The sequence below is a fragment of the Pseudomonas sp. Con_6 genome (assembly GCF_059379395.1).
This window is the reverse complement of the sequence record NZ_CM182011.1, coordinates 6,929,324-6,955,546: the sequence shown is the minus strand read 5'-3', so window position 1 is coordinate 6,955,546 and position 26,223 is coordinate 6,929,324. Positions and strand designations below refer to the sequence as shown.

At 62.2% G+C, this 26,223-nt stretch carries 25 protein-coding genes; 19 read left to right on the top strand and 6 right to left on the bottom strand.

Going from position 1 to position 26,223, the window contains the following annotated elements; genetic code table 11:
* Positions 1-16 precede the first annotated feature (16 nt).
* Positions 17-946, top strand: coding sequence for a LysR substrate-binding domain-containing protein (locus tag AC5QPF_RS31525; RefSeq protein WP_494961450.1), 930 nt, complete (start codon positions 17-19; stop codon positions 944-946).
* On the opposite strand, the gene AC5QPF_RS31520 is transcribed toward AC5QPF_RS31525, so the two are convergent.
* On the bottom strand, positions 927-1,556 hold the full coding sequence (locus tag AC5QPF_RS31520; protein WP_494961449.1) for a zinc metalloprotease: 630 nt from the start codon (positions 1,554-1,556) through the stop codon (positions 927-929). The two genes, AC5QPF_RS31525 and AC5QPF_RS31520, sit on opposite strands and share 20 nt — an antisense overlap.
* A 258-nt stretch (positions 1,557-1,814) precedes the next feature.
* On the opposite strand from AC5QPF_RS31520, the gene purE reads away from it, so the two are divergent.
* From purE to AC5QPF_RS31500, 4 genes are all read left to right on the top strand, one after another.
* A complete protein-coding gene (gene purE / locus AC5QPF_RS31515) occupies positions 1,815-2,306 on the top strand; it encodes a 5-(carboxyamino)imidazole ribonucleotide mutase (protein WP_009402441.1) in 492 nt (163 codons plus the stop codon).
* A gap of 10 nt (positions 2,307-2,316) precedes the next feature.
* Complete coding sequence (locus AC5QPF_RS31510) at positions 2,317-3,399, top strand: 5-(carboxyamino)imidazole ribonucleotide synthase (RefSeq protein WP_494961448.1); 1,083 nt, start codon at positions 2,317-2,319, stop codon at positions 3,397-3,399.
* Between the two features lie 91 nt (positions 3,400-3,490).
* On the top strand, positions 3,491-3,736 hold the full coding sequence (locus AC5QPF_RS31505; protein ID WP_494961447.1) for a GlsB/YeaQ/YmgE family stress response membrane protein: 246 nt from the start codon (positions 3,491-3,493) through the stop codon (positions 3,734-3,736).
* 50 nt (positions 3,737-3,786) lie between these two features.
* Positions 3,787-4,320: a DUF3299 domain-containing protein gene (locus tag AC5QPF_RS31500; RefSeq protein WP_494961446.1), complete on the top strand. Its 534-nt coding sequence runs from the start codon at positions 3,787-3,789 to the stop codon at positions 4,318-4,320.
* A gap of 103 nt (positions 4,321-4,423) precedes the next feature.
* On the opposite strand, the gene AC5QPF_RS31495 is transcribed toward AC5QPF_RS31500, so the two are convergent.
* Together AC5QPF_RS31495 and AC5QPF_RS31490 are read right to left on the bottom strand one after the other, a co-directional pair.
* On the bottom strand, positions 4,424-5,320 hold the full coding sequence (locus tag AC5QPF_RS31495) for an aldose epimerase family protein (protein ID WP_494961445.1): 897 nt from the start codon (positions 5,318-5,320) through the stop codon (positions 4,424-4,426).
* A 70-nt stretch (positions 5,321-5,390) separates the two neighbouring features.
* Positions 5,391-5,792 (bottom strand): acyl-CoA thioesterase, encoded by a 402-nt coding sequence (locus AC5QPF_RS31490; RefSeq protein ID WP_009402429.1) that lies wholly within the window; start codon positions 5,790-5,792, stop codon positions 5,391-5,393.
* Positions 5,793-6,154: 362 nt separating this feature from the next.
* Between AC5QPF_RS31490 and AC5QPF_RS31485 the strand changes: the two genes are divergently transcribed.
* The 13 genes from AC5QPF_RS31485 (at position 6,155) to AC5QPF_RS31425 (ending at position 22,048) form a co-directional block, all read left to right on the top strand.
* Positions 6,155-7,444 (top strand): MFS transporter, encoded by a 1,290-nt coding sequence (locus AC5QPF_RS31485; RefSeq protein ID WP_494961444.1) that lies wholly within the window; start codon positions 6,155-6,157, stop codon positions 7,442-7,444.
* 146 nt (positions 7,445-7,590) lie between these two features.
* On the top strand, positions 7,591-10,182 hold the full coding sequence (locus AC5QPF_RS31480; protein WP_494961443.1) for a pyocin-S2/colicin E7-DNase domain-containing protein: 2,592 nt from the start codon (positions 7,591-7,593) through the stop codon (positions 10,180-10,182).
* A complete protein-coding gene (locus AC5QPF_RS31475; RefSeq protein ID WP_494961442.1) occupies positions 10,179-10,640 on the top strand; it encodes a DUF6392 family protein in 462 nt (153 codons plus the stop codon). Before AC5QPF_RS31480 ends, AC5QPF_RS31475 begins: the two co-directional genes overlap by 4 nt.
* A 60-nt stretch (positions 10,641-10,700) precedes the next feature.
* Entirely contained in the window at positions 10,701-10,829 is a 129-nt protein-coding gene (locus AC5QPF_RS31470; protein WP_494961441.1) for a hypothetical protein, read from the top strand.
* Positions 10,830-10,834: 5 nt separating this feature from the next.
* Complete coding sequence (locus AC5QPF_RS31465; RefSeq protein WP_494961440.1) at positions 10,835-11,299, top strand: DUF6392 family protein; 465 nt, start codon at positions 10,835-10,837, stop codon at positions 11,297-11,299.
* Positions 11,300-11,357: 58 nt separating this feature from the next.
* Positions 11,358-12,866, top strand: coding sequence for an S-type pyocin domain-containing protein (locus tag AC5QPF_RS31460; RefSeq protein WP_494961439.1), 1,509 nt, complete (start codon positions 11,358-11,360; stop codon positions 12,864-12,866).
* A gap of 136 nt (positions 12,867-13,002) precedes the next feature.
* The gene (locus tag AC5QPF_RS31455) at positions 13,003-14,001 is read left to right on the top strand and encodes a phosphate ABC transporter substrate-binding protein PstS family protein (protein ID WP_494961438.1); all 999 of its coding nucleotides are present in this window, start codon (positions 13,003-13,005) and stop codon (positions 13,999-14,001) included.
* A gap of 137 nt (positions 14,002-14,138) precedes the next feature.
* Positions 14,139-16,427, top strand: a complete 2,289-nt coding sequence (locus tag AC5QPF_RS31450; RefSeq protein WP_494961437.1) for an ABC transporter permease subunit — start codon at positions 14,139-14,141, stop codon at positions 16,425-16,427.
* 18 nt (positions 16,428-16,445) lie between these two features.
* Positions 16,446-18,116, top strand: a complete 1,671-nt coding sequence (pstA, locus tag AC5QPF_RS31445; RefSeq protein ID WP_494961436.1) for a phosphate ABC transporter permease PstA — start codon at positions 16,446-16,448, stop codon at positions 18,114-18,116.
* 82 nt (positions 18,117-18,198) lie between these two features.
* Positions 18,199-19,038, top strand: coding sequence for a phosphate ABC transporter ATP-binding protein PstB (gene pstB / locus AC5QPF_RS31440; RefSeq protein WP_494961435.1), 840 nt, complete (start codon positions 18,199-18,201; stop codon positions 19,036-19,038).
* Positions 19,039-19,132: 94 nt separating this feature from the next.
* Positions 19,133-19,888, top strand: coding sequence for a phosphate signaling complex protein PhoU (gene phoU, locus AC5QPF_RS31435; protein ID WP_494961434.1), 756 nt, complete (start codon positions 19,133-19,135; stop codon positions 19,886-19,888).
* Positions 19,889-20,054: 166 nt separating this feature from the next.
* A complete protein-coding gene (locus AC5QPF_RS31430; protein WP_494961433.1) occupies positions 20,055-20,951 on the top strand; it encodes a response regulator in 897 nt (298 codons plus the stop codon).
* 200 nt (positions 20,952-21,151) lie between these two features.
* Complete coding sequence (locus tag AC5QPF_RS31425; RefSeq protein WP_494961432.1) at positions 21,152-22,048, top strand: peptidoglycan DD-metalloendopeptidase family protein; 897 nt, start codon at positions 21,152-21,154, stop codon at positions 22,046-22,048.
* A gap of 6 nt (positions 22,049-22,054) precedes the next feature.
* Here the strand turns inward: AC5QPF_RS31425 and AC5QPF_RS31420 are convergent, their stop codons facing one another.
* From AC5QPF_RS31420 to phoB, 3 genes are all read right to left on the bottom strand, one after another.
* Complete coding sequence (locus AC5QPF_RS31420; RefSeq protein ID WP_494961431.1) at positions 22,055-23,395, bottom strand: CNNM domain-containing protein; 1,341 nt, start codon at positions 23,393-23,395, stop codon at positions 22,055-22,057.
* A 114-nt stretch (positions 23,396-23,509) separates the two neighbouring features.
* The gene (gene phoR / locus AC5QPF_RS31415; RefSeq protein ID WP_494964285.1) at positions 23,510-24,784 is read right to left on the bottom strand and encodes a phosphate regulon sensor histidine kinase PhoR; all 1,275 of its coding nucleotides are present in this window, start codon (positions 24,782-24,784) and stop codon (positions 23,510-23,512) included.
* A gap of 225 nt (positions 24,785-25,009) precedes the next feature.
* Complete coding sequence (phoB, locus tag AC5QPF_RS31410; RefSeq protein WP_075805828.1) at positions 25,010-25,699, bottom strand: phosphate regulon transcriptional regulator PhoB; 690 nt, start codon at positions 25,697-25,699, stop codon at positions 25,010-25,012.
* A 150-nt stretch (positions 25,700-25,849) separates the two neighbouring features.
* Between phoB and AC5QPF_RS31405 the strand changes: the two genes are divergently transcribed.
* A complete protein-coding gene (locus AC5QPF_RS31405) occupies positions 25,850-26,218 on the top strand; it encodes a COG4315 family predicted lipoprotein (protein ID WP_494961430.1) in 369 nt (122 codons plus the stop codon).
* Positions 26,219-26,223: the final 5 nt, after the last annotated feature.

Here is a 26,223-nt window from a genome sequence, read left to right as displayed (position 1 = left end):
TTTGGAGTAGTGACCGATGAACCTTGAAAGCAAATGGCTGGAAGACTTCAGCGCCCTGGCTGCGACCCGCAGCTTCTCCCAGGCCGCCGAGCGTCGCTTCGTTACCCAGCCCGCGTTCAGCCGGCGGATTCGCAGCCTTGAAGCCGCACTGGGGCTGACCCTGGTCAACCGCTCGCGCACGCCAATCGAGCTGACTGCGGCCGGTCAGCTGTTTCTCGTCACCGCGCGTACCGTTGTCGACCAATTGAGCGAAGTTCTTCGCCATTTGCACCACCTTGAAGGCGGCCAGGGCGAGGTGATCCAGGTTGCTGCGGCGCACTCGCTGGCGCTCGGTTTCTTCCCGCGCTGGATCGCCCAGTTGCGCAATGACGGTCTCAATATCGCCACGCGCCTGGTGGCGACCAACGTCGGCGATGCTGTTCACGCCCTGCGCGAGGGTGGTTGCGACCTGATGCTGGCGTTCTACGACCCGGACGCGGCCTTGCAGATGGACGCGGAAATCTTCCCCTCCCTGCACCTGGGGCATACGGAGATGCTGCCGGTCTGCGCCGCCGGCCCGGATGGCCAGCCGCTGTTCGACCTCGAAGGTGAAGGCAGCGTGCCGCTGCTGGCCTATAGCGCCGGTGCTTTCCTCGGTCGTTCGGTGAACCTGCTGTTGCGCCAGCGCAACCTGCGTTTCACCACGGTTTACGAGACCGCCATGGCCGACAGCCTGAAGAGCATGGCCCTGGAGGGGCTGGGTATCGCCTGGGTGCCGCGCCTGTCGGCGCGAGCCGAGCTGGAACGGGGCGAACTGGTGATCTGTGGCGGTCCCCAGTGGCATGTGCCGCTGGAGATCCGCCTGTATCGCTGTGCTCTGGTGCGCAAGGCCAATGTGCGCTTGCTGTGGCGCAAGCTCGAATCGGCGCGGCAGGAGCCTGGCACGGTCAGTGCCCCAGGCGCTTGAGGTAGGTGGCGATGTTCTCCCGGTTGGTGTCCGAATAGCGGTAGCAGTTGGAGCGGATGCTGAGCCGGGTCGGGAACATGTAGGTTTCGCAGAACCAGCCATTGAACAGCACCTCGGAGGCTTCGTGGGTGGCGCTGAGGGTGTGGCCCAGTTCATGGCCGGCGGTAGCGTAGGAATGAATCGAGGCGATGGCTGCGTTGCCGGTCTGGTGGGCCAGGCCCAGCGTGGTGCCGTCCTCGTCCAGCGGACTGCGGGTCAGCAGCAGGTAGCGCGTCATCCCGCCCGGGTTGTTCTGTTGTCGTCGCCAGGCTGCGGTGGCGTCGGACCAGGCCGAGAGGGCGGTCAGGCTGTCCATCTTGCGATAGTCGAGGTCGGTCAGGCCCGGGGTCTGGCGGCGGAAATGAATCTCGACGGGCACGTTCTTGATCTCGCGTATTTCTGCGAGCCAGTTGGCGAAGTAGTCCTGACGCAGTTGCTCGTCTGAAATATCCGTCAGCTCATCGTGGGAGAAGACCCAGATCGTCAGGGGGCGGTGATCGGCACCGGCGAAGGTGGCGTGGAACATGGCCGCCAGAGCCAGCGGCAGGGTGGTGCGGAGGTGTTTGCGCATGAGGTCATCCTTGACGTGCGGCTACAGTTGGTTCCGACAGTAGTCCCCCAGTCACACGCCAGAGCATCTGGAAGCCTGTCTGCGGGGTAATTTTCGAGCTTACCAACGGGGCTGGGCGCTCCGGCCCCGACTGCGCTATAATCCCGCGCCTTCGACCGACCCGGTCGATTCAGAATCCGTATGACGAGCCACGCCGGTCTTCCTGCGTGGCTCGTTGCTTTTGGCGCGTCACAAGACGCTTGCAGGAGAGGCTCGACGATGAGTGCACTGGTTGGCGTGATCATGGGCTCCAAGTCCGATTGGTCCACCCTTAGCCACACCGCCGATATGCTGGAAAAACTCGGCATTCCCTACGAAGTGAAGGTGGTTTCCGCCCACCGCACCCCGGATCTGCTGTTCCAGTACGCCGAAGAGGCGGAAGGCCGCGGTATCGAGGTGATCATCGCCGGAGCCGGTGGCGCTGCCCACCTGCCGGGCATGTGCGCCGCCAAGACCCACCTGCCGGTGCTGGGCGTGCCGGTGCAATCGTCGATGCTGTCCGGTGTCGACTCGCTGCTGTCTATCGTGCAGATGCCCGCCGGTATCCCGGTGGCGACCCTGGCCATCGGCAAGGCTGGCGCGATCAACGCCGCGTTGCTCTCGGCGAGCATCCTTGGCGCCAAGCACCCGCAATTCCACACTGTGCTGAAGCAGTTCCGCGCAGAACAGACAGACAGCGTTCTGGACAATCCAGATCCGCGTCAGGCCTGAGGTCATACGCATGAAGATCGGTGTAATCGGTGGCGGCCAGCTCGGTCGCATGCTGGCCCTGGCGGGCACCCCGCTGGGTATGAACTTCGCCTTCCTCGACCCGGCACCGGACGCCTGCGCCGCGCCGCTTGGCGAGCACCTGCGCGCCGACTACGGCGACCAGGACCACCTGCGTCAACTGGCCGATGAAGTCGACCTGGTGACGTTCGAGTTCGAAAGCGTGCCGGCCGAGACTGTGGCCTTCCTGTCGCAGTTCGTGCCGGTCTACCCGAGTGCCGAAGCCCTGCGCATCGCCCGCGATCGCTGGTTCGAGAAGAGCATGTTCAAGGACTTGGGCATCCCCACCCCGGCCTTCGCCGACATCCAGTCGCAAGCCGACCTGGAGGCCGCCGTGGCCAGCATCGGCCTGCCGGCCGTGCTGAAAACCCGCACCTTGGGTTACGACGGCAAGGGCCAGAAGGTCCTGCGCAGCGCCGCCGACGTGGTCGACACCTTCGCCGAGCTGGGTAGCGTGCCGTGCCTGCTGGAAGGCTTCGTGCCGTTCAGCGGCGAAGTCTCGCTGGTCGCCGTGCGTGCCCGCGACGGTGAAACCCGTTTCTACCCGCTGGTGCACAACACCCACGAGAGCGGCATCCTGCGCCTGTCGGTGGCCAGCAGCGAGCACCCGCTGCAGGCGCTGGCGGAGGACTACGCCGGTCGCGTCCTGGAGAAGCTGGACTACGTTGGCGTACTGGCCTTCGAGTTCTTCGAGGTCGATGGTGGCCTGAAGGCCAACGAGATCGCCCCGCGGGTCCACAACTCCGGGCACTGGACCATTGAAGGCGCCGAGTGCAGCCAGTTCGAGAACCACCTGCGTGCCGTGGCCGGCCTGCCGCTGGGTTCGACCCGCAAGGTCGGCGAAAGCGCCATGCTCAATTTCATCGGCGAGGTCCCGCCTGTGGATAAAGTGGTCGCCATCGACGACTGCCACCTGCACCACTACGGCAAGGCTTTCAAGGTCGGACGCAAGGTCGGTCACGCTACCCTGCGCTGCGCTGACCTGGCCACGCTGGAGCAGAAAATCCAGCAGGTCGAAGCCCTGATCGCGGGTTGAGCTGAACCTCTGCGCCTCGCAACCCTCTGATGGCAGGACACCAAAGCGCTGACTAGGCTTTGGTGGTGCATTTATCATCAGAGGGATTGCCATGGGAATCATCGGAACCATCTTCATCGGCCTGATCGTCGGTCTGCTGGCGCGTTTTCTCAAGCCCGGCGACGACAGCATGGGCTGGATCATGACCATCCTGCTGGGTATCGGCGGCTCGCTGGCGGCGACTTACGGCGGCCAGGCTCTGGGTATCTATCAGGCGGGCCAGGCAGCCGGGTTTATCGGTGCGGTGGTGGGCGCGATCATCCTGCTGGTGATCTACGGTTTCATCAAAAAGAGCTGACTCCGGGCTAGAATGCTCGGCAACTTTTCCTACGGTTGCCGAGCTTTTTCATGCGTGCGCTTTTTCTCATTCCCCTGCTGCTGTGCAGCACCCTCGCCCGGGCCGAACTGCCTGAGACCGACTGGCTGGAACTGATGCCCAAGTCGGACCAGAAAGCCCTCGAAGAAATGCCGGAAATCGATCACAACTCCCCGGAAGCCAAGGGCACGTTCGATGCCAAGGGGGGCCTGAAGCAGAGCAAGGGCCTGCCGGCGGTGATGTATTCGACCCATACCGTGGCCGGCATGAACGGCAAGTCGATCCGTCTCGGCGGCTATCCCGTGCCGCTGGAAGCGGATGCCAAGGGCAACAGCACGCTGTTCTTCCTCGTGCCTTACCCGGGCGCCTGCATCCACGTGCCGCCGCCACCGCCGAACCAGCTGGTGCTGGTGCGCTATCCCAAGGGTGTGAAGCTGGCGGATATCTACACGCCGCTGTGGGTCAGCGGGAAATTGAAGATCGAGAAGGTCAGCAATGACATGGCCGATGCCGCGTACGCGATGGATGCGGCGAAGGTGCGGGTGGTCGAAGACGCGGATCTATAAGGCAACGCGGACCTTGTGGGAGCGGGTTCACCCGCGATTGCGGCAGTGGATTCACTATCGTAATCGCGGGTGAACCCGCTCCCACAAGTCCGCGTCGCTCTTTTCAGATTCGCTCGCTGGACAGGGTCAGGCCCAGGGTATGACTGGCCCCCGGCGCCAATTCCACCACATCGCCCCACACATTCGCCGTCTCGATGCACAACATGCGCTGCCAGCCATCATCAGCCATGTCCGGCAGCTGCGCGGCACGCTCGGTCCACGGATTCCAGATCACCGCCGACCGCGAACCGCGGGTGGTGACGCGCACACGGCGGTTCCACGCCGCATCGACGATGGTCAGTTCGGCCGGAGTATCAAGGTAGATGCGATCGGTCTCGCCGCTGAAGGTCAGGTCCGTCTGCTGGGTGCGCTGCTCCCAGTCCGCCAGGGTTTCGATGTAGTCGAGGCCTTTTACCCCTTCGAGGCTGACCGAACGCACGTCGCTGACTGCAAAGTAACTGTGCAGCGCCTGGCTCAGGGCCACGGGGTCGTTGCCAAGGTTGCGGCTGGTGAGATCGAGGCTGAGGTCCTCGCCCATGCGGATCGTCAGGGCCAGCTCGACCTGATGCGGCCAGCCGGGCAGGTCGCCCTGGGTTTCCGGGAGGGTGAAGGACAGTTGCACAGCGTCACCGCTACTGTCGATGCCAAGCAGTTGCCAGTCGCGGCCGCGGACCAGGCCATGGGCCGGGGCTTCGCTGCCATTGAACTGCTTGCGTACGGCTTCCGGGTTGCGCTGCAGGTTGCCGAACCACGGCCAGCACACCGGTACGCCAGCGCGCACCGATTTACCGCGGTTGAACAAGGCCTGGTCGCTTAGCCAGAGGAGGGGCGGCTCGCCCAATCGCTGGTAGCTCAGCACCTGCGCACCCTGCTGGGCCACCAGCAGCTCGGCGCTGTCGCTGGTGATGCGCCAGCAGTTGAGTTCGCCGTGTTGTTCCGATTCGACCTTGGGTGTGGACATGCGCTGATCTCGATGAAGTGACGTAAGGGTTGGACCTTTCGCGAATCAGCGAGTTTAGCGCGCTGCCCGATCAGCGACGAGGCGGTACCGAGCGGGTGCGGCCACTGCCGTCGATGGCGACGAAGACAAAGACCGCCTCGGTAACCTTGCGCCATTCGCTGGACAGCGGGTCGTCGCTCCACACTTCGACCATCATCTGGATCGAGCTGCGGCCGATTTCCAGGGTCTGGGTATAGAAGGACAACTGCGCGCCGACTGCCACGGGCACCAGGAAGGCCATGCGATCGATCGCCACGGTGGCAACCCGGCCACCAGCGACGCGGCTGGCCATGGCGGTGCCGGCGAGGTCCATCTGGGCGACCAGCCAGCCGCCGAAGATATCGCCGAAACCATTGGTTTCGCGGGGTAGTGCGGTGATCTGCAAGGCCAGGTCGCCTTGCGGGATCGGATCTTCTTGTTCGAGTTCAATCATGCCGGGGGTGCCTCTGACCCGTGACGCTTCATTGGTTGACGCAGAAGGGCGCCGCAAAAAACGATTCAGCTGATTCATACCACGCAGCTTTCGTTTCGAAGGGCGGCGAAGGGAGACTCTGCGAAACCGACCAAGCCTACTTGGCAGCGTTTTCGCACAATATCCCACCTTGGACTCAACCGGTTGCTACGAGGGGCCAGTATATAGAGCCTCGCAGGGACCGACGACCACGTAGTCAGGATTATCTGCGTGGTTTATGTAGATCTGTGTCGCTTTCGGACAATTTGTTATCGTTCGAAGTTCTTCCAGGCCCTTGAAACCTTGCTGCCAGGCCTGCGCACCTTCCAATAAGAGAAGCCTCAATGACATCGGTTCCCTCCAGCCTCGACCAACCGGCCCGACCGCTGACCCGCAACGACTACAAGACCCTGTCGCTGTCCGCCCTCGGCGGTGCGCTGGAGTTCTACGATTTCATCATTTTCGTGTTCTTCGCCACGGTGGTCGGCAAGCTGTTCTTCCCGGCCGACATGCCGGAATGGCTGCGCCTGATGCAAACGTTCGGCATCTTCGCCGCGGGCTACCTGGCGCGGCCGCTGGGCGGCATCGTCATGGCCCACTTCGGCGACCTGCTGGGGCGCAAGAAGATGTTCACCCTGAGCATCTTCATGATGGCCGTGCCGACCCTGATCATGGGCCTGCTGCCGACCTACGCGCAGATCGGCATGGCGGCGCCGATCCTGCTCCTGCTGATGCGGGTGATCCAGGGCGCGGCGATCGGCGGTGAAGTGCCGGGCGCCTGGGTGTTCGTCTCCGAGCACGTGCCGGCGCGCAACACCGGCTTCGCCTGCGGCACCCTCACGGCGGGGCTGACGGCAGGTATCCTGCTCGGCTCGCTGGTGGCGACCCTGATCAACAGCGTCTATACCCCCGAGGAAGTGTCCGACTACGCTTGGCGCATCCCGTTCCTGCTGGGTGGCGTGTTCGGCCTGTTCTCGGTGTACCTGCGCCGCTGGCTGCACGAGACCCCGGTGTTCGCCGAGCTTCAGCAGCGCAAGGCCCTGGCCGAGGAAGTGCCGCTGCGCGCGGTGCTGCGTGACCACCGTGGCGCCATCGTCCTGTCGATGCTGCTGACCTGGCTGCTCTCCGCCGGGATCATCGTGGTGATCCTGATGACCCCGACCGTGCTGCAGACCGTCTACGGCTTCACCCCGAGCGTGGCACTGCAGGCCAACAGCCTGGCCATCGTGTTCCTGACCCTGGGCTGCGTCGGCGCCGGCAAGCTGGTCGACCGCTTCGGCGCGGGTCGCGTATTCGTCGTCGGCAGTCTTGCGCTGTTGGTGACGTCCTGGACCTTCTACCACACCCTCGCGGACCACAAGGACCTGCTGTTCCCCATGTACGCCCTGACCGGCCTGTGCGTCGGCATCGTCGGCGCCGTCCCCTACGTCATGGTGCGCGCCTTCCCTCCGGTGGTGCGCTTCAGCGGCCTGTCGTTCTCTTACAACGTCGCCTACGCCATCTTCGGCGGCCTGACCCCGATGGCCGTCACCGCGCTCCTCAAGTTCAGCCCGATGGCGCCGGCGATGTATGTGGCGGGGATCTGCACCATTGGCTTCCTGGTGGGCCTGTATTTGCTGGCGACCAAGCGCTGATCTGCCACGCCTCCGTTGCAGGGCAATCCTGCAACGGAGCCTTTGAAACACATTGATGTATATGGCCGCCCCAGGGTCATAAACATGTACCCCAGTCGTCCCCCTCCAACTCGCCACGCTGCGCCATACAGACAAGGAGATTCTGTATGGACAAGTTGTTTCCCGATCAATCGACGGGCGACGTGGTTATCCGCGACGGCACCGTCGAAACGCAAGGACCGAGGGACGCGGGCTTTTTCGACATAGGCGGCGGGAATGGATTTTCCGGCGGTTTTGGCGGATCGAGTCGCAAGCGGGCGAAGAAGCGTGCCAGGGCCAGGGCGGCGGCAATCGCCAAACGCCGTGCCGAACAACAAGCCGCAGCCGAAGCGGCACACCAGGCAAAGCTTGCTGCCCAGGCCGCCGCGCACCAGCAATGGGTGCGTCATTTCGCGCAAACCCAGCAAGCCACCCGTTCGACGATAGACCGGCATTACGCTGCCAGTCTCGGAAGCGTCGGGCAAACGCTGAAGGCCGAGTTGGAGGCCGTGCGCAAGTACCCGGCCAATGACGGCAGCGAGCGTTGGCAACTGCATCTGATCACCCGCGAAAAGCAGGTGGTCGAGCAGATGATCGCGGCAAAAGCCGCCGAGTTGCAGCGCAAGAACCAACAGGCCCGGGCGTTCGACGGCCAGGACCCGCTCCAGCGTTCCCCACAGGACTACGCCGCACGCCTCACGCAGCAAAGCTCCAGCCAGTCGTTCCAGCAACTCCACCAGGACTGGGAAGCGGCTTATGTCGCGGCGCAGGAAGCGCAGTTGCTCTCCGAAGCCATACGTCAGCTGACCGAGCGATCCAATGCTCTGGCGGCTCGTCATGCCGAGCAGAAAGTCGTGTGGAAGGCCCGCGAGGACGCGTGGGAGAAGCAGCGCCAGTACAAGGAGCTGCGCGAGGCGCGGGTCCAGTTCAAGCAACTGGCGGATGAAAACCTGCGGCTGAAGCGGATCCGCGAAGCCAATTCGCTGACCCTGCCCATGGCCGCTGTTGGCGCTGGAAGCATGCTCACCTGGGATGGGGTCCGGGTGGCGGAAGGCGTGGTGTCGGCGATCGAACGGGCGGTTTTCGACTCGATCAGGGAGATTGCCAGGGTCGCGGCCATTCGCACCGGCCAGGCGCTCGGCACATTCGTGACCGCGGCGACATACTCCGCGGCCGTGGGCAACGGCGAACTGCTGCCGGAGCAGCGCCGCCTTCTTCAAGGGATCGGGATTCCTGCTGATGGGATGGGCGTGCGTACGGGGCAGGACCTGCAAGCCCTGGCTGAGCGCGGAGGGATGGCCGAGGTCGACTACCGGGTCAGGCTTGAAGCCCATGGCAACAGCACCGCCATCATCGTTGCCAGTACCGGTGAGGAAATTTCGTCCCAGGTCCCGGTGAGAAACGCGGTCTTCGATCCGCTGACCAACACCTACCGTGCTGAAGGGCAGGCGGCTACGGACCGTGATCTGGTGTTCACGGCTGATTCGCCAACATCGGAGCTGCAGGCGGCATCGGGGCTGCTGTCATCCGAACTGGAAGCGCTAGCGATCCCTGTCGGTGCGGACACCCGCATCAATGACTGCATCGTCTGTATCCCGGGTAGGGCGCCTCTCTATTTTTCGTTCGATGTACCACCCGCCGGAACGGGTGTTGTCAGTGGCAGCGGGCAGGTTGCCGCTCCGGGGTGGTGGGATGCCAGCACCCAGGCGAGCGGGGCTGCGATTCCGGCGCAGGCGGCAAGCACGTTGCGGGGCAGGGAATTCGCTTCGTTCGCCGGTTTCGAGCAAGCGTTGTGGCGGTCCATTGGAGAGGAAGCCGCGCCTGGCGGTGCGTTCAGCGAGATCAACCAGAGGCGTATCGCCAATGGTCTCGCACCCTATGCGCCGAAAAACACCTGGGTTGGCGAGCGTCGCGAGTTCGAGGTTCGGTACGCGCAGAGCGCGGCACTGGGCACCGCGCCGTATGACCTGGACCGTCTCAGCCTGCACAGCCCGGCCAGCACCTTCGGTGTGCGAGCGCAGGCCCAGCGATTTGCGCCCTGGCTGCAACTGGGCGAACCGATTTCACTCGAGGCCGCGAAATCGCTGGCGCACTCCTCGGGAGGGCGGCGCACCTGGACGCCCCTGGTACCGCCGGGCAGCAATCTGCTGGGCTCGACCGATCTTCCCCAGGGGCCGACGCTGCCGGGGACCATTCCTGGCGCCGAACTCGATCCGTATCGGCCGCAAATCGAAACACTTCCGGGGCTGGACGAGGGCGAGATCGGGTCCAAGCTTCCTGGCTACGGAGAGGGGAGTGATCTGCCGTCGCCGGGGTTGGTTTTTTCGGAGCCATTGGATGTTGGGCCAGCTGATCAATTGCAGAGAGACAGTAACGGGGATGGTCTGGATATCGATCATATTGTTTCGAAGAAAGCATTGCAGCTATACCTGTCGAGGGCTTTTCCGAACATGACTGGTCCGGACATAAAAGCGGCACTCTCCAAGGCGCCTGGTATTGCGATCCCTAGCGAAGTTCACAGGAAACTCAGTGAAACCTACGGTGGGAGAAATACCAAGGAGAAGCAGAACGCAGATGCTCTTGATTTAAAATCCGCTATCGACAGAAATTTCGACGCGATAAAGCCGGGGCTGATTGAGCATGGACTGGAAGAATCGAAAATTGAGCAGGCCAGGCAGAAAATACATGATCTGCAAAGACTGCAAGGGTGGATAAAATGAAGAAGGACGATATCGATAAAATCGTTGGGTATCTTGGTCGACCTTATGCAGAACTTGCTGCGGAGAATATTTTCCCAGAGGTAGAATTTATCGAAATCTACCCTGGCTCTGACAGTATTTACATCCTTCCAGAGGAAGGCCTTGGGTTGGACTTCCTGGCGGAGAATAAAATGTTGAAGGCGTTGCACATAACGCTGAAAGAAACATACGAAGGTACTAGTGTATACAAAGGTGAACTTCCCGAGATTTTTTTTCCGGGAATGGATCAGGAGATGGTTCTCGATTTGTTCGGTGAGCCTCTCTCTTCTGGGGCTCCGGTTTTAATGCCTGTGCCTATAGGGCAGACGGGAGGCTGGGCGTACTATGTGTACGATGACGAACTATTTCCGGGAGTATTATTGCAGTTTCAGTACGCGGCTGATATGCAAGTAAAAGCAGTAGTTTTTGCGTTGAGATAACAGACCTGGCCGCCATGCGCTTACAGCATGGTGGCTTTTATTAATTAAAGGAGCTTTGAAATGGAATTCAAGCCAACGCTGGTCGTGTACCCAGCAGACGAATGCGAGGCCTTGGTTTCGAACCGCTGGAGCGCTGACCTGCTGTTTTATCAGCCCTATTTTCATGCGCTTCAAGGTGAGCAAAGGTGATGCCAATGAAGGCTGAAGTAATCGAGAAAGTCATACGTTTTCTTGGGCGCCCGCATATTGACCTGTTGGCCGGCGGAGTTATCCCCGATGAGCCGCTTCTGCAGATATTTCCTGGATCAGAGCACGTCTATTTTGAACCGGAGGAGGGTGTAGAAATGACATTCTCCTCGGAGGAAAGCGTGTTCATCAAATTGTTCATCCTGCTCAAGGAAACGACGCCGTCGACGCTTGAGTACGAAGGTGAGCTTCCCGGAAAATTGCAAAAAAACATGGACCAGAACTGGGTTCGCGAGGTTTTCGGGGTGCCTGAGGAAACCCATGGCCCGGTGAAGCTTCCCCAGCCAACGGGTTGGACCGGTGGATGGGATACTTATGATTACGACAGTTCGTTGTTCCCAGGGATTACGTTGATATTCAAGTATTCCGCTGAAATGAAAGTTGAAGCGTTGGTCTTCAAGAAGAAAATATGAGTAGAAAAGGGCGTCACGTCTGATGACATGCCGCCATCTTTCAACAGGGAGAGTTGAAATGGAAATCAAGAAAGCTTTAGGCGACTACACCCCCGACGAATTCAAATCCCTGGTATCGACCCTCTGGAACGCCGACCTGGACAACGAAACCCATGCCCGACTGATCGACCACTTCGACAAGATCATCGGTGATCCCCTCGGGGCCGACCTGTTGTTCTATCCGCCCTATCTCGAAACCGGCAATGGCCACTCGGTCGACAGCATCGTGTTTCATGTCCGGCAGTGGCATCATCGCCAAGGCAAGGCCGCCTTCCGCAACGAACCCGTACCCGCTCCGCCCAAGCCTGCTGTTCGCCTGAACCCGCAGCAGCGCAAGGTCGCCGAGTCGAACAAGGATCTGGACCAGGCCAACCGACAGGTTGCCCAGATCGATGTCGCCGTGAAGTCGGTCGACAACGCTCTGCTTCACCTCGCCCGGCTACTGGATCAATGGCAGGCAAAAACCCTCGACTCACGCTCCATCGCCGGCCATATCGAGGAAATGAGCGTCCTTGAAATGGCGCAGACTGTCATGGTCCGATCCATAAAGGCGCTCGAATACCTGAAGCTGAAAGTCCAGTTCGCCAAATCCGCTGCTGAAAGAAACCTCACCAGTCCTTTCCGCGATCCGGGTATCCAGTCCAGGGTTCTCGACATCCTCACCCAGGGCAGCAGTCGCTATCTGGCCTCCCTCGCCGACGCCGAGCAACGTCATCGGCAGTTGCACGAACGCTGCGTTCCCTTGTTCGCGGCTGCAGAAGCGCATCTGGTCCGTCGTCTGTCCGCTCCTGGTGCCGAAATAGACAAGACGCCGAAGATCGTGGCGCTTTCATCCCGTGCCACCCAGTTGCGTCCTGCGTTGATGTTCGCTGATGCCATCGCGATCGATGACCTTGGAAGCCTTGCCGCCATGAAAAAGGCCATCCGCTCCGCCGTGGCCGAGTTCAGCTGGCAAGCAACCTCTTTAAAGGAAGAACATCCCGGCACTTTCTGCGGCGTCGCCGGCTTTTTCTTCGAACACTGGAAAGCGCGCAACTGGTACGCCGTCAGTGTGCCGTTGGGTGAGCTGATGCCCATTGAGGGACATGACTGGCAAGGACTAGCTCGCGCCGGCGCCGAGGTGGAAATGCCCTATCGCCTGTTTTCCCGGACCGCTCCTGTCGAGCGCCGGAAGATTTTTGTCGGACTGCAGCAGATCACGGTCATGCAGCAGATAGCCCTGACTCCCACCAGCGGCACCCAGCTGTCCTCACGGGTCAAGGTCGTTGCCGTGGACCAGACGCTCAGTCACGGTGTTTCGGGCTTCCCGTCCCTGGCGTTGAGCTGGAATGCGGCTACCAGTCCTGCCCCGGCGCCCGTGCCACGGCAGGTGGGCGGTGTGGTGGATACGCCCGAGACACCTTTGTTGGAGCCGTTGGCAGCGATGGACCAGGTCAGCTTTGACGATTGTGTCCTGGTATTTCCGGCAGACAGCGGCCTTGCGCCGCTGTATCTGATGTTCAAGGGAGGCCGCGGTTTACCGGCATAAGGCCGGGCGTCAGATAAAGGCTGGCAGGTGATGGCCTTTCATCTAATTGTCATATTCAGGTCATAGATTGGTCATGCGGCCTACAGATACTTGGGCCCGATCCATCTCACCCCCGAATTCCTGCTAGGAGCAAGGCATGAAACTGAAGCGTTTGATGGCGGCCCTGACCTTTGTCGCCGCTGGCGTTGCCACCGCCAACGCGGTAGCCGCTGTTGACCCAGCTATTCCGACCTACACCAAGACCACCGGTGTGTCGGGCAACCTCTCCAGCGTTGGTTCCGATACCCTGGCCAACCTGATGACGCTGTGGGCTGAGGCGTACAAGAAAGAATACCCGAACGTAAACATCCAGATCCAAGCCGCCGGTTCCTCCACCGCGCCACCCGCGCTGACCGAAGGCACCGCCAACCTCGGCCCTATGAGCCGCAAGATGAAGGACGTCGAGCTGCAGGCGTTCGAGCAGAAGTATGGCTACAAGCCGACTGCCATCCCGGTTGCCGTTGACGCCCTGGCTGTCTTCGTTCACAAGGACAACCCGATCAAAGGCCTGACCATGGCCCAGGTCGACGCTATCTTCTCCTCCACCCGCCTGTGCGGTGGCAAAGCCGACGTCAAGACCTGGGGCGACCTGGGCGTGACTGGCGACCTGGCCAACAAGCCAGTTCAACTGTTTGGCCGTAACTCGGTATCCGGCACCTACGGCTACTTCAAGGAAGAAGCCCTGTGCAAAGGCGACTTCAAGCCTAACGTCAACGAGCAGCCTGGTTCGGCTTCCGTTGTCCAGTCGATCAGTTCCTCGCTGAACGGCATCGGCTACTCGGGCATCGGTTACAAGACCGCTAGCGTCAAGACTGTAGCCCTGGCCAAGAAAGAAGGCGGCGAGTTCATCGAAGACAACGAAGCCAACGCCCTGAACGGCTCGTACCCGCTGTCGCGCTTCCTGTACGTCTACGTCAACAAGGCTCCGAACAAGCCTCTGGCCCCGCTGGAAGCCGAGTTCGTGAAGCTGGTTCTGTCGCAGGCCGGCCAGCAAGTGGTCGTGAAGGACGGTTACATCCCGCTGCCAGCCAAAGTGGCTGAGAAAGCCCTGGCTGACCTGGGCCTGTCCCACGCTGCCGGTGTAGCCAAGAACTAAGTGTGACCAGGCGGGGCTCGGAGGATGCCGAGCTCCGCTGCAAATTCCCAGTCCGCTGCCAGGACATCTGCGCGGCGGGCTTTTTTGCGTCACTGCATTGTCATGTTTCTGTCATACGGGACCGCTAGGGTGTGCGCATGAATGATCTGGCCAACTCCACAATGACCCAAAATTCTCCCCCCGTGCGGATTGATTTCAATACGCCCGAGCTGCAACGCAAGCGCCGCATTCGCGCGCTCAAGGATCGCCTGACCCGCTGGTATGTACTGGTAGGCGGGCTCGCCGTGCTGGCGGCGATCACCCTGATCTTCTTCTACCTGGCCTATGTGGTCGTGCCGCTGTTCCAGGGCGCGAGCCTGACCAGCAAGAAGGCCCTGGAGCCAACCTGGCTGCAACAGGACGCGGGCAAACCGCTGATGATTGCCCTGGAAGAGCAGAACCTCGTCGGCATGCGTGTTTCCGACAGGGGGCAGGCTCTGTTCTTCGATACCAAGACCGGCGCCGAGATCAAGCGCGTCGATCTGCCCCTGCCGGCTGGCGTCCAGGTGACGTCGATCGGTGCCGACCAGCCGGGTAGCCCGCTGATCGTGCTGGGCCTGTCCAACGGTCAGGTGCTGGTGTTCCACCACACCTACAAGATCACCTACCCGGACAACAAGAAGACCATCACGCCCGCCATCGACTTCCCCTACGGCCAGGAGCCCATTGCCCTGGACGACGAGGGTCGCGCGCTGGAACACGTGAGCCTGAACGTCAACGGCGACACCCTGATGCTTACCGGTTCTGCTGGCGCGCACCTGCAGGTGCTGCAACTGAGCCGTTCGGAAAACATGATGACCGGCGAGGTCACCAACGAGCAGAACCGTATCGACCTGCCGCAGATGACCGAGCCGGTGAAGCAGATCTTCATCGATCCGCGTCAGCAGTGGCTGTACGTGATCAACGGTCGCGCGCAGGCCGACGTGTTCAGCCTGCGCGACAAGAGCCTCAACGGTCGCTACAAGCTGGCCGAGGACGGCAATGTCGAAGTCACCGCCAGCGCCCAGCTGGTCGGTGGTATTTCGCTGATCATCGGTGACTCCAAGGGTGTCCTGTCGCAGTGGTTCATGGCCCGCGACCCGGATGGCGAGCAACGCCTGAAGCGTATCCGCGACTTCAAGATGAGCGACGCGCCGATCGTGCAGATCGACGCCGAAGAGCGCCGCAAGGGCTTCGTCGCCCTCGACGCGGCCGGCAAGCTCGGTGTGTTCCACAGCACCGCGCACCGTACCCTGCTGGTCGAGCAGGCGGTCGAAGGCCCGGGCATCCTTGCCCTGTCGCCACGTGCCAACCGCGTGTTCATCGAGGAAGGCAACAAGCTGCAGCCGCTGACCCTGAAGAACCCGCACCCGGAAGTCTCCTTCAGCGCGCTGTGGGGCAAGGTCTGGTACGAGAACTACGACGCGCCTAAATATGTCTGGCAGTCGACCGCCTCGAACACCGACTTCGAACCCAAGCTGAGCCTGTCGCCGCTGACCTTCGGGACCCTGAAGGCGGCGTTCTACGCGATGATCCTCGCCGCTCCGCTGGCCATCGCCGCCGCCATCTACACCGCCTACTTCATGGCTCCGGGCATGCGCCGCAAGGTCAAGCCGGTGATCGAGTTGATGGAAGCGATGCCGACGGTGATCCTCGGCTTCTTCGCCGGTCTGTTCCTGGCGCCATACCTCGAAGGCCACCTCCCGGGCGTGTTCAGCCTCATGCTATTGCTGCCGCTGGGCATCCTGGTCGCCGGTTTCAGCTGGAGCCGCCTGCCGGAGTCGATCCGTCTGCGCGTCCCGGATGGCTGGGAAGCGGCGATCCTGATCCCGGTGATCCTCGTCACTGGCTGGTTCGCCCTGTACATGAGCCCGTTCCTCGAGACGTGGTTCTTCGGCGGTGACATGCGCCTGTGGATCACCAACGACCTGGGCATCACCTACGACCAGCGCAACGCCCTGGTAGTGGGTATCGCCATGGGCTTCGCGGTCATCCCGAACATCTACTCGATCGCCGAGGACGCCGTGTTCAGCGTGCCGCGCAGCCTGACCCTGGGCTCGCTGGCGCTGGGTGCCACGCCATGGCAGACCCTGACCCGCGTGGTCATCCTGACCGCCAGCCCGGGCATCTTCTCGGCGCTGATGATCGGCATGGGCCGCGCCGTGGGTGAAACCATGATCGTGCTGATGGCTACCGGCAACACGCCGGTGATGGAGCTGAACCTGTTCGAAGGCATGCGCACCCTGGCGGCCAACGTCGCGGTGGAAATGCCTGAGTCGGAAGTCGGCGGCAGCCATTACCGTGTGCTGTTCCTGGCCGCGCTGGTGCTCCTGATGTTCACCTTCATCATGAACACCTTGGCCGAGCTGATTCGCCAGCGTCTGCGCAAGAAATACTCGTCGCTTTGATAGAGAAGGTAGAGATCCGTGAAAAAGGATTCCCTCAACAGCTGGTTCAAGAGCGGCGCCCCGGGCGTCTGGATCAGCGGTGGCTCGGTTGCCATCGCGGTCATCATGACCATCGGCCTGCTCGCCGTAATCGCCGTCCGCGGCCTGGGCCACTTCTGGCCTGCTGACCTGATCCAGGCCAGCTACAACGTGCCGGGCCAGCCCGCGCACGTGGTGGTCGGTGAGGTGGTACAGAAGGAAGAAGTACCGCGTGCACGTCTGAAAGGTGCCGGCTTGCCGGTACCGGATGACGGTCCGGAGTTCATGACCCGCGAACTGATCAAGGTCGGTAACCGTGACCTGAACGGTAGCGACTTCACCTGGGTGGTCGGTGAATGGCTGGTTGACCAGCAGCGTCCCGCCGAGCTGATCGCCCTGGAGCGCCGTGAGTGGGGCAACTTCTATGGCTACCTGGTCAGCGTCAAGGAAAACGGCAAGGTCGTCGCTGAAGGTCAGGCCGCCTGGGCTGAGTTGCAGAACCGCCTGGCCCGCTCCGAGAAGCTTGCCCGCGACCTGCAAAGCCTGGAGAAAAAGGATATCGGCGCCATCAACCATGGCCTCGAGCGTCTGCGCCTGCACAGCCGCAAGCTGGAGCTGGAAGGCAAGCTGGATGCGGCCGCGCAGGCCGACATCGAAGCTGAACGCGCCGAACTGAACAACCGCTACAAGGCCATCGAAGACCGCTTGGGCACTCTGCACCAGGACTTCGCCCGCGACGCCCTGGTTGCCCGCGACGGCAACGGCCGCGAAGTGGAGATCAACCTGAGCAAAGTGGTACACGCCTACCAGCCTAACGGCATGGGCCTGGCCACCAAGATGGGCGTGTACTTCAGCAAGGTCTGGGAATTCCTCAGCGACGACCCGCGTGAAGCCAACACCGAGGGCGGTATCTTCCCGGCCATCTTCGGTACCGTGATGATGACCCTGATCATGGCCGTGATCGTCACCCCGTTCGGCGTACTGGCGGCAGTCTACCTGCGCGAATACGCCCGCCAGGGCCCGGTGACCCGCCTGATCCGCATCGCGGTGAACAACCTGGCCGGTGTTCCGGCGATCGTCTACGGCGTATTCGGCCTGGGCTTCTTCGTCTACGTGCTGGGTGGCTCGCTCGACCGCCTGTTCTTCCCTGAGGCGCTGCCGGCGCCGACCCTGGGTACCCCGGGTCTGCTCTGGGCCTCGCTGACCCTGGCCCTGCTGGCGGTACCTGTGGTGATCGTCGCCACCGAGGAAGGCCTGGCGCGGATCCCGCGGACCGTGCGCGAAGGCTCCCTGGCCCTGGGTGCGACCAAGGCCGAGACCCTGTGGAAGATCGTCCTGCCGATGGCCAGCCCGGCGATGATGACCGGCATGATCCTCGCGGTGGCCCGTGCCGCCGGTGAAGTGGCGCCGCTGATGCTGGTGGGTGTGGTGAAACTGGCGCCTTCGCTGCCTGTGGACGGCAACTACCCGTACCTGCACCTGGACCAGAAGATCATGCACCTGGGCTTCCACATCTATGACGTCGGCTTCCAGAGCCCGAACGTCGAGGCGGCCCGTCCGCTGGTGTACGCCACCGCGCTGCTGCTGGTGCTGGTGATCGCCACCCTGAACCTCTCGGCGGTGTGGATCCGTAACCACCTGCGCGAGAAGTACAAGGCGCTGGACAGCTGATCGACACCCCTTTGCGATTGCCGCCCGTGCCCAGCGCCGGGCGGTGCGATGAAACGAAATTGATAGCGTATGGAGTCTGACCATGCAGCATGAATCCCACGCCCACGCCCACGGCATCGACATGTCGGCCCTGGGTCGCGACAAACAGAGCCTGCGCCTGGCCGAAGAAACCGTGGCCATCGAAGTACCGGGCCTGAGCCTGTTCTACGGCGAGAAACAAGCCCTGTTCGATGTGCAGATGAACATCCCGAAACAGCGCGTGACCGCCTTCATCGGCCCGTCCGGCTGCGGCAAGTCGACCCTGCTGCGGACCTTCAACCGCATGAATGACCTGGTCGACGGCTGCCGCGTCGAGGGCGCCATCAACCTTTACGGCAACAACATCTACCGCAAGGGCGAAGACGTTGCCGAACTGCGTCGCCGCGTCGGTATGGTGTTCCAGAAGCCTAACCCGTTCCCCAAGACCATCTATGAAAACGTGGTCTACGGCCTGCGCATCCAGGGCATCAACAAGAAGCGCGTGCTCGACGAAGCCGTCGAGTGGGCCCTGAAGGGCGCCGCACTGTGGGACGAAGTGAAAGACCGCCTGCACGACTCCGCACTGGGCCTGTCCGGTGGTCAGCAGCAGCGTCTGGTCATCGCCCGCACCATCGCCGTCGAGCCGGAAGTCCTGCTCCTCGACGAACCGTGCTCGGCACTCGACCCGATCTCGACCCTGAAGGTCGAAGAGCTGATCTACGAGCTGAAATCCAAGTACACCATCGTCATCGTGACCCACAACATGCAACAGGCGGCGCGCGTCTCCGACTACACCGCGTTCATGTACATGGGCAAACTGGTCGAGTTCGGCGACACCGACACCCTGTTCACCAACCCGGCCAAGAAGCAGACCGAAGACTACATCACCGGTCGCTACGGCTAGGAACAGCCACAAGCGGCGAGCAGGCGGTGCCCGGGACAGACACGAATGACTTGAAGCTTGCGGCTTGGAGCCGGCAGCTTTGCGGAGCGAAAGCATGATCGATAAAGACAGCCTCACCCATCACATCTCCCAGCAGTTCAACGCCGAGCTCGAAGAGGTGCGCAGCCACCTCCTGGCCATGGGCGGCCTGGTCGAGAAGCAGGTCAACGACGCAGTCACCGCGCTGATCGAGGCCGACTCCGGCCTGGCCCAGCAGGTGCGTGAAGTCGACGAGCAGATCAACCAGATGGAGCGCAACATCGACGAGGAATGCGTGCGTATCCTCGCCCGTCGCCAGCCGGCTGCGTCCGACCTGCGCCTGATCATCAGCATTTCCAAGTCGGTGATCGACCTGGAGCGCATCGGCGACGAATCCACCAAGATCGCCCGCCGTGCCATCCAGCTGTGCGAGGAAGGCGAGTCGCCACGCGGCTACGTCGAAGTCCGTCACATTGGCGACCAGGTACGCAACATGGTCCGTGACGCCCTGGACGCCTTCGCCCGTTTCGACGCCGACCTGGCGCTCTCCGTGGCCCAGTACGACAAGACCATCGACCGCGAATACAAGACCGCCCTGCGCGAGCTGGTCACCTACATGATGGAAGACCCGCGTTCGATCTCGCGCGTCCTCAGCGTCATCTGGGCCCTGCGTTCGCTGGAGCGGATCGGCGACCATGCGCGCAACATCTCCGAGCTGGTGATCTACCTGGTGCGCGGCACCGACGTGCGTCACCTGGGCCTCAAGCGCATGAAAGAAGAAGTACAAGGCGCTGAAATGCCTAATGTTCCGGCCGAATCTGACGATAAATAAGATTGCCCCGAGAACTGACGCCCGGCTCTGGCCGGGCGTTTTCGTTTGCGGCAGCGCAAGAGAAGGCACCCGCGAACGAATCTGTTGTTGTGTCCCGGCGTGACCGAAGTTTTGGCAAATAGCCATCAGTCAACGTTATGCTAGTCGGGATCAGGAAGGAGTGGCGATGAGTAAAGTCAGTGTGCTTGTTGTGGATGATGCGCCGTTCATCCGCGACCTGGTAAAGAAATGCCTGCGTAACTATTTTCCCGGCATGGTCATCGAGGATGCGGTCAACGGTCGCAAGGCCCAGGCCGTGATGGCCAAGGAAGCCTTCGACATGGTCCTGTGCGACTGGGAGATGCCGGAGATGTCCGGTCTCGAACTGTTGACCTGGTGCCGCCAGCAGGACGCACTCAAGGCCCTGCCGTTCATCATGGTGACCAGCCGTGGCGACAAGGAGAACGTTATTCAGGCGATCCAGGCCGGCGTCTCGGACTATGTCGGCAAGCCGTTCACTAACGAGCAACTGCTGACCAAGGTGAAGAAAGCCCTGGCCAAGGTCGGCAAGCTGGATGCTGCGATGGCAGGTGGTCCGGCGCGCTCCTCCACTGGCTTCGCAAACGATTCCCTGTCGGCCCTGACCGGCGCCGCCAAGCCTGCCGCGCCAAGCGCGCCGGCGGCTGCTGCGGCCGCCAAGCCGCTGATCAGCGCCCCGCCGGTACCGACCCAGCCGGCTACCCCGACGGGTCGTGGCCAGGGCCAACTGCGCCTGTCCAGCGGCAACCAGCCTTGCATCATCAAGGCCCTGACCCTCAAGGAGGCCTCGTTGGTGGTGCGTCGCAGCGATGCACTGCCGCAGGTGCTGGAAGGCGCCGTACTCGACCTGGAGCAGGGCGAGCAGTCGGAAGTCGCCCGTCTCAACGGCTACCTGCACTCGGTCGCGGCCATGGAGCCGAAGCCGGATAGCGACTGGCTGCAACTGATCTTCCGTTTCGTCGACCAGGATGCGCAGAAGCTCGACTACCTGTCGCGCCTGATCGCCCGTGGTACCGCGCAGAAGCAGTACATCCCGAGCGCCTGATTGCAACGCGGACCTTGTGGGAGCGGGTGAACCCGCTCCCACAAGGTCCGCGTCGTGGCATATGGCCGTTTAGCGGCAAATTGCCACCGCTGATCGCCTGCAACCCTCTCAAGCCGTTTCCACGCCTTCTAGCGTAACAGTGCGCTGCTAGTCTTCGACGACAGACCCGAAACAACCCTGTCGTCAGAAGGCCACCCGCCATGCCATCCCGCCTGCTGCTGTTCTGCGCATTGCTGTTATCCGCCGGACCGGCGCTGGCCATGACCATCTACCAGAGTCGCGACGCCTACGGCGTGGTCACCTATTCAGACCGCCCCATGGCGGGCTCTCGACCCTTCGTATTTCGCGATCGCATGGACGAGAAGCTCGACAGCCAGGTGCACCTGCAGACCACCCCCCATCCCGAAGGCGTGCACTTCTCGGTGTACAACGAACTCTATGCGCCAGTTGAAGTGGAACTGCGCCTGGAACGCCTGGGCAACGCCCGGGAAAGCGGGCCGCGGGTGGTGCGCCGGGTGGTCGGACCACGGGCCACGGTGGCGCTCACCGGCCTCACCGCGTTGCGTCCGGGCCAGAAGGTCACTTACCGGGAAACCTTCCGCACCGCCCTCGGCGATCCCGCGCAGCGGCCCCAGGCCTATCGCTATCCGCTGCCCTGGCGCGGTGGCCCGTTCCGCCTGACCCAGGGCCCCAATGGCCGTTTCAGCCACTTCGGCCCCAAAGGCCGCTACGCCATGGACATCGCCATGCCCGAGGGCACGCCGATCATCGCCGCTCGGGCCGGGGTGGTGGTCAAGATCGAGAACCAGCAGAGCGGGCAGGGCACCCAGCCATCAGGCAACTTCGTGCGGATCCTGCATAACGACGGCACCATGGGCGTGTACCTGCACCTGATGCGCGGTTCGGTGGTGGTGCGCGAGGGCCAGCAGGTGGCCTATGGCACGCCGCTGGCGCGTTCTGGGAACACCGGGAGGAGCACCGCGCCGCACCTGCATTTCGTGGTGCAGCGCAATGTCGGGCTGGCGGTGGAGTCGATTCCCTACCAGTTCAACCAGCCCATAGGCGGATTGCCGAACTTCACAGCCGGCAACCCGTGAAGCGGCTCAATCGAGCTTGAGTACCTTGGCCAGGACGATCTTCGGCCCTTTCATCTTCTTGATGATGATGCGCAGGCCTTCGACTTCCAGCACTTCTTCCTCTTCCGGAACGCGCTTGAGAGTCTCGTAGACCAGGCCGGCTAGGGTTTCCGCCTCGATATGGTCGAGGTCGATGCCCAGCAGGCGCTCCACCTTGAACAGCGGCGTATCGCCCCGCACCAGCAGCTTGCCCGGTTGGTAGGCGAGGATGCCGCGTTCGGTCTTGCGGTGTTCGTCCTGGATATCGCCCACCAACACTTCCAGCACGTCTTCCATGGTCAGGTAGCCGATGACCTTGCCGTCGGCCTCCTCGACCAGGGCGAAGTGCGCGCCGCCCTTGCGGAACTGCTCCAGCAACTGCGACAGCGGCATGTGCCGGGACACGCGCTCCAGCGGGCGGGTCAGTTCCACCAGGTTGAACGACTCCGGCACGTGGTCCAGGGCCGCCAGCTCCAGGAGCAGGTCCTTGATGTGCAGCAGGCCGACGAACTCGCCGCGCTCGGCGTCATACACCGGGTAGCGGCTGAACTTGTGGCGGCGGAACATCGCCAGGATTTCCTTCAGCGGCGCATTGGCGTCGAGGCTGATCATGTCTTCCCGGGAGTTGGCCCAGTCGACTACTTCCAGCTCGCCCATTTCCACCGCCGAGGCCAGTACGCGCATGCCCTGGTCGCTGGGGTCCTGGCCACGGCTGGAGTGCAGGATCAGCTTCAGTTCTTCGCGGCTGTAATGGTGCTCGTGGTGCGGGCCAGGCTCGCCTTGCCCTGCAATGCGCAGGATGGCGTTGGCGCTGGCGTTGAGCAGGTAGATGGCCGGGTACATCAGCCAGTAGAACAGGTACAGCGGCACCGCCGTCCACAGCGACAGCAGTTCCGGCTTGCGGATCGCCCAGGACTTGGGCGCCAGTTCGCCGACCACGATGTGCAGGTAGGAGATCACGAAGAAGGCGCTGAAGAATGAGATGGCCTTGATGATTTCCGGGGACTGCACGCCAACCGCGGCCAGCAGCGGCTCCAGCAGGTGGGCGAAGGCCGGCTCACCCACCCAGCCCAGGCCCAGCGAAGCGAGGGTGATACCCAACTGACAGGCGGACAGGTAGGCGTCCAGCTGACTATGTACGGTGCGCAGGATGCTGCCGCGCCAGCCGTGCTGCTCGGCGATCGACTCGACCCGGGTCGAGCGCAGCTTGACCATGGCGAACTCGGCGGCAACGAAGAAGCCGTTGAGCAGAACCAGGAGCAGGGCGAAGAGAATCATGCCGAAGTCGGCGAAAAGGGAGGCGAGGCTGATACTAGAGGAAGGATCCATGATGGAGTTTTACGGGGTTCCGTTTTCTTGAAATAGTAAGAAATAGGTGCCAGCTCATGCTGGCACCGGTCCGCCAATGTAGCGGCTGAGGGCGCAAATGCAAAGTGCGCTGGATCAGTACGCCCTTTGCGCGGCGAGCTGGGCGCTGGGGAAGTGGCAGGTGAAGGTGCTGCCATGACCCGGCACGCTGCTGATCTCCAGGCGACCGCGGTGGCGTAACAACACGTGCTTGACGATCGCCAGGCCCAGGCCGGTACCGCCGGTGTTGGAGGCACGGCTGGAGTCGACACGGTAGAAGCGTTCGGTCAGGCGAGGCAGGTGCTTGGCGTCGATGCCGATGCCGGAGTCCTGCACGCTGAGGTGCGCGCCCTGTTCGTCGGCCCACCAGCGGATACGGATATTGCCTTCGTCCTGGGTGTACTTCACGGCGTTGAACACCAGGTTGGAGAAGGCGCTGCGCAGTTCCGCCTCGCTGCCCTTGAGGCGGATACCGGGTTGGGCCTCCAGCGTGATGCGTTGGTTACGCTGGCCGGACAGGGCCTGCGCATCGCCTTTGATCGATTGCAGCAGGTTGTCGACCGACACAGGATGGTTGTCCGATGGATAGTCGGTGGCCTCCAGCTTGGCCAAGAGCAGCAAGTCGTTGAGCAGAGTCTGCATGCGCGAACCCTGTTGCGCCATCTGCTGCAGGGCACGGACCCAGCGCGGGTTCACGTCTTCGACGTTGTCCAGCAGGGTCTCCAGGTAGCCGGCAATGACCGTTAGCGGCGTGCGCAGTTCGTGGGAAACGTTGGCGACGAAGTCTTTGCGCATCTGTTCCAGTTGGTGGATGCGGGTCACGTCGCGCACCAGCATCAGGTGCTCATTGTTGCCGTAGCGGGTGATGTGGAACTGAATACGCATCCGGTCGCTGGTGGGAGAGGGGATTTCCAGCGGCTCGACGTAGTTTTCCTGTTCGAAGTATTCCTTGAAGCGCGGATGGCGGACCAGATTGGTCACCGGCTGGCCGCTGTCCTGTGGGGTCTTCAGGCCCAGCAGGGTTTCTGCGGCACGGTTCCACCACTCCAGGTTGCCTTCGCTGTCGAGCATGATGACCGCGTCTTTCAGCGCGGCGGTGGACTCCTGCACGCGGTCGATCACCGCTTGCAGGCGCCCGCGTACGCGTTGGTCACGGCGTTGCAGATGGTAGATGCTGTCGAACACTTCACCCCAGAGGCCGTAGCCATCCGGTGGTGGCTCGTCGGGCTTGTGCGCCTGCAGCCATTGATGCAGGCGCAGCATCTGCTTGAGGGTCCAGCCCAGGTAGACTGCCAGGCCCAAGGCCAGGCTCCAGCCGTAGTAACCGCTGACCAGTCCGACCAGCAGGCAGACGGTGATCAGCAGCAGCATGTGGCGAATCAGGGTGCCGTGCCAGTTCTGGTTCAATTGGGGGGATCCTTGCGGATCAGCTGCAAGCCGCAAGCTACAAGCTGCAAGTTTGAAGCGGATCTCGTTGTTCTTTTGCTCTTCATGAGGCTTTTTCTTGGCTACAAGCCGTAAGCCTCAAGCTGCAAGTCGAAACGGGTCGGTTTTGCTCTTTCTTGAAGCTTATGGCTTGAAGCTTGCGGCTGTATTTCAGCTCTTGGTCGAGAACCGATAGCCAGTGCCGCGAACGGTTTGTACCAGATTTTCGTAGGCATCACCCAGCGCTTTGCGCAGGCGGCGGATATGCACGTCGACGGTGCGCTCCTCGACGTAGACATTGCCGCCCCAGACCTGGTCCAGCAACTGGCCACGGGTGTAGGCGCGCTCCTGGTGGGTCATGAAGAATTGCAGCAGGCGGTATTCGGTCGGGCCCATCTCGGCAGGTTTGCCATCGATGGTTACGCGGTGACTGATCGGGTCGAGCAGCAGGCCGCCGACTTCGATTGGCGCTTCGCCATCGGTCGGGCCGGCGCGGCGCAGGACCGCTTTCAGGCGGGCGACCAGCTCGCGTGGCGAGAACGGCTTGGTGATGTAGTCGTCGGCGCCGACTTCCAGGCCCTGGATCTTGTTGTCTTCCTCACCCTTGGCGGTGAGCATGATGATCGGTACATCGCTGGTCAGTTCGTCGCGCTTCAGGCGGCGGGCCAGTTCGATGCCGGAGGTGCCCGGCAGCATCCAGTCGAGCAGGATCAGATCCGGCTTGCGGTCGACGATGATGGCGTGGGCCTGCTGCGAGTTTTCGGCCTCCAGGCAGTCATAGCCGGCCATTTCCAATGCAACGGCGATCATCTCGCGAATTGGCGCTTCGTCGTCAACGATCAGAATGTTTCTGCCAACCATGCTCAAACCTCTCCCCAGCTTCAGGTGTCTTGGCCCGCATTAGATAACGGAATTATTGCAGCTGTGTGACAGGTCGGGGGCCGTTGCAGCAACTTCTTGTTACTGAACTAGGCTTCAAAGTCCTGCTCTTCAATAAAAACGGTGAATCCAATGACACGACATACGCTGAACTGGATGGCGCTCTGTGCAGCCCTGGCGATCCCGGGGGTGGCGGCAGCGCAGCCGGCCATGGAGAAGGGAGGCATGCTGGTGGACCATGCTGGCATGACCCTCTACACCTTCGACAAGGACAGCGGTGGCAAGTCCATGTGCAACGGTGATTGCGCGAAGAACTGGCCGCCACTGATGGTGAAGGCCGGCGACAAGGCTGAAGGCAAGTGGACGCAGATCAAGCGTGACGATGGCAGCATGCAGTGGGCCTACGACGGCAAGCCGTTGTACACCTTCGTCAAGGACAAGAAGGCCGGGGAGATGACCGGTGATGGCATGAAGGATGTGTGGCACGCGGCCAAGCCGTAAGGCTT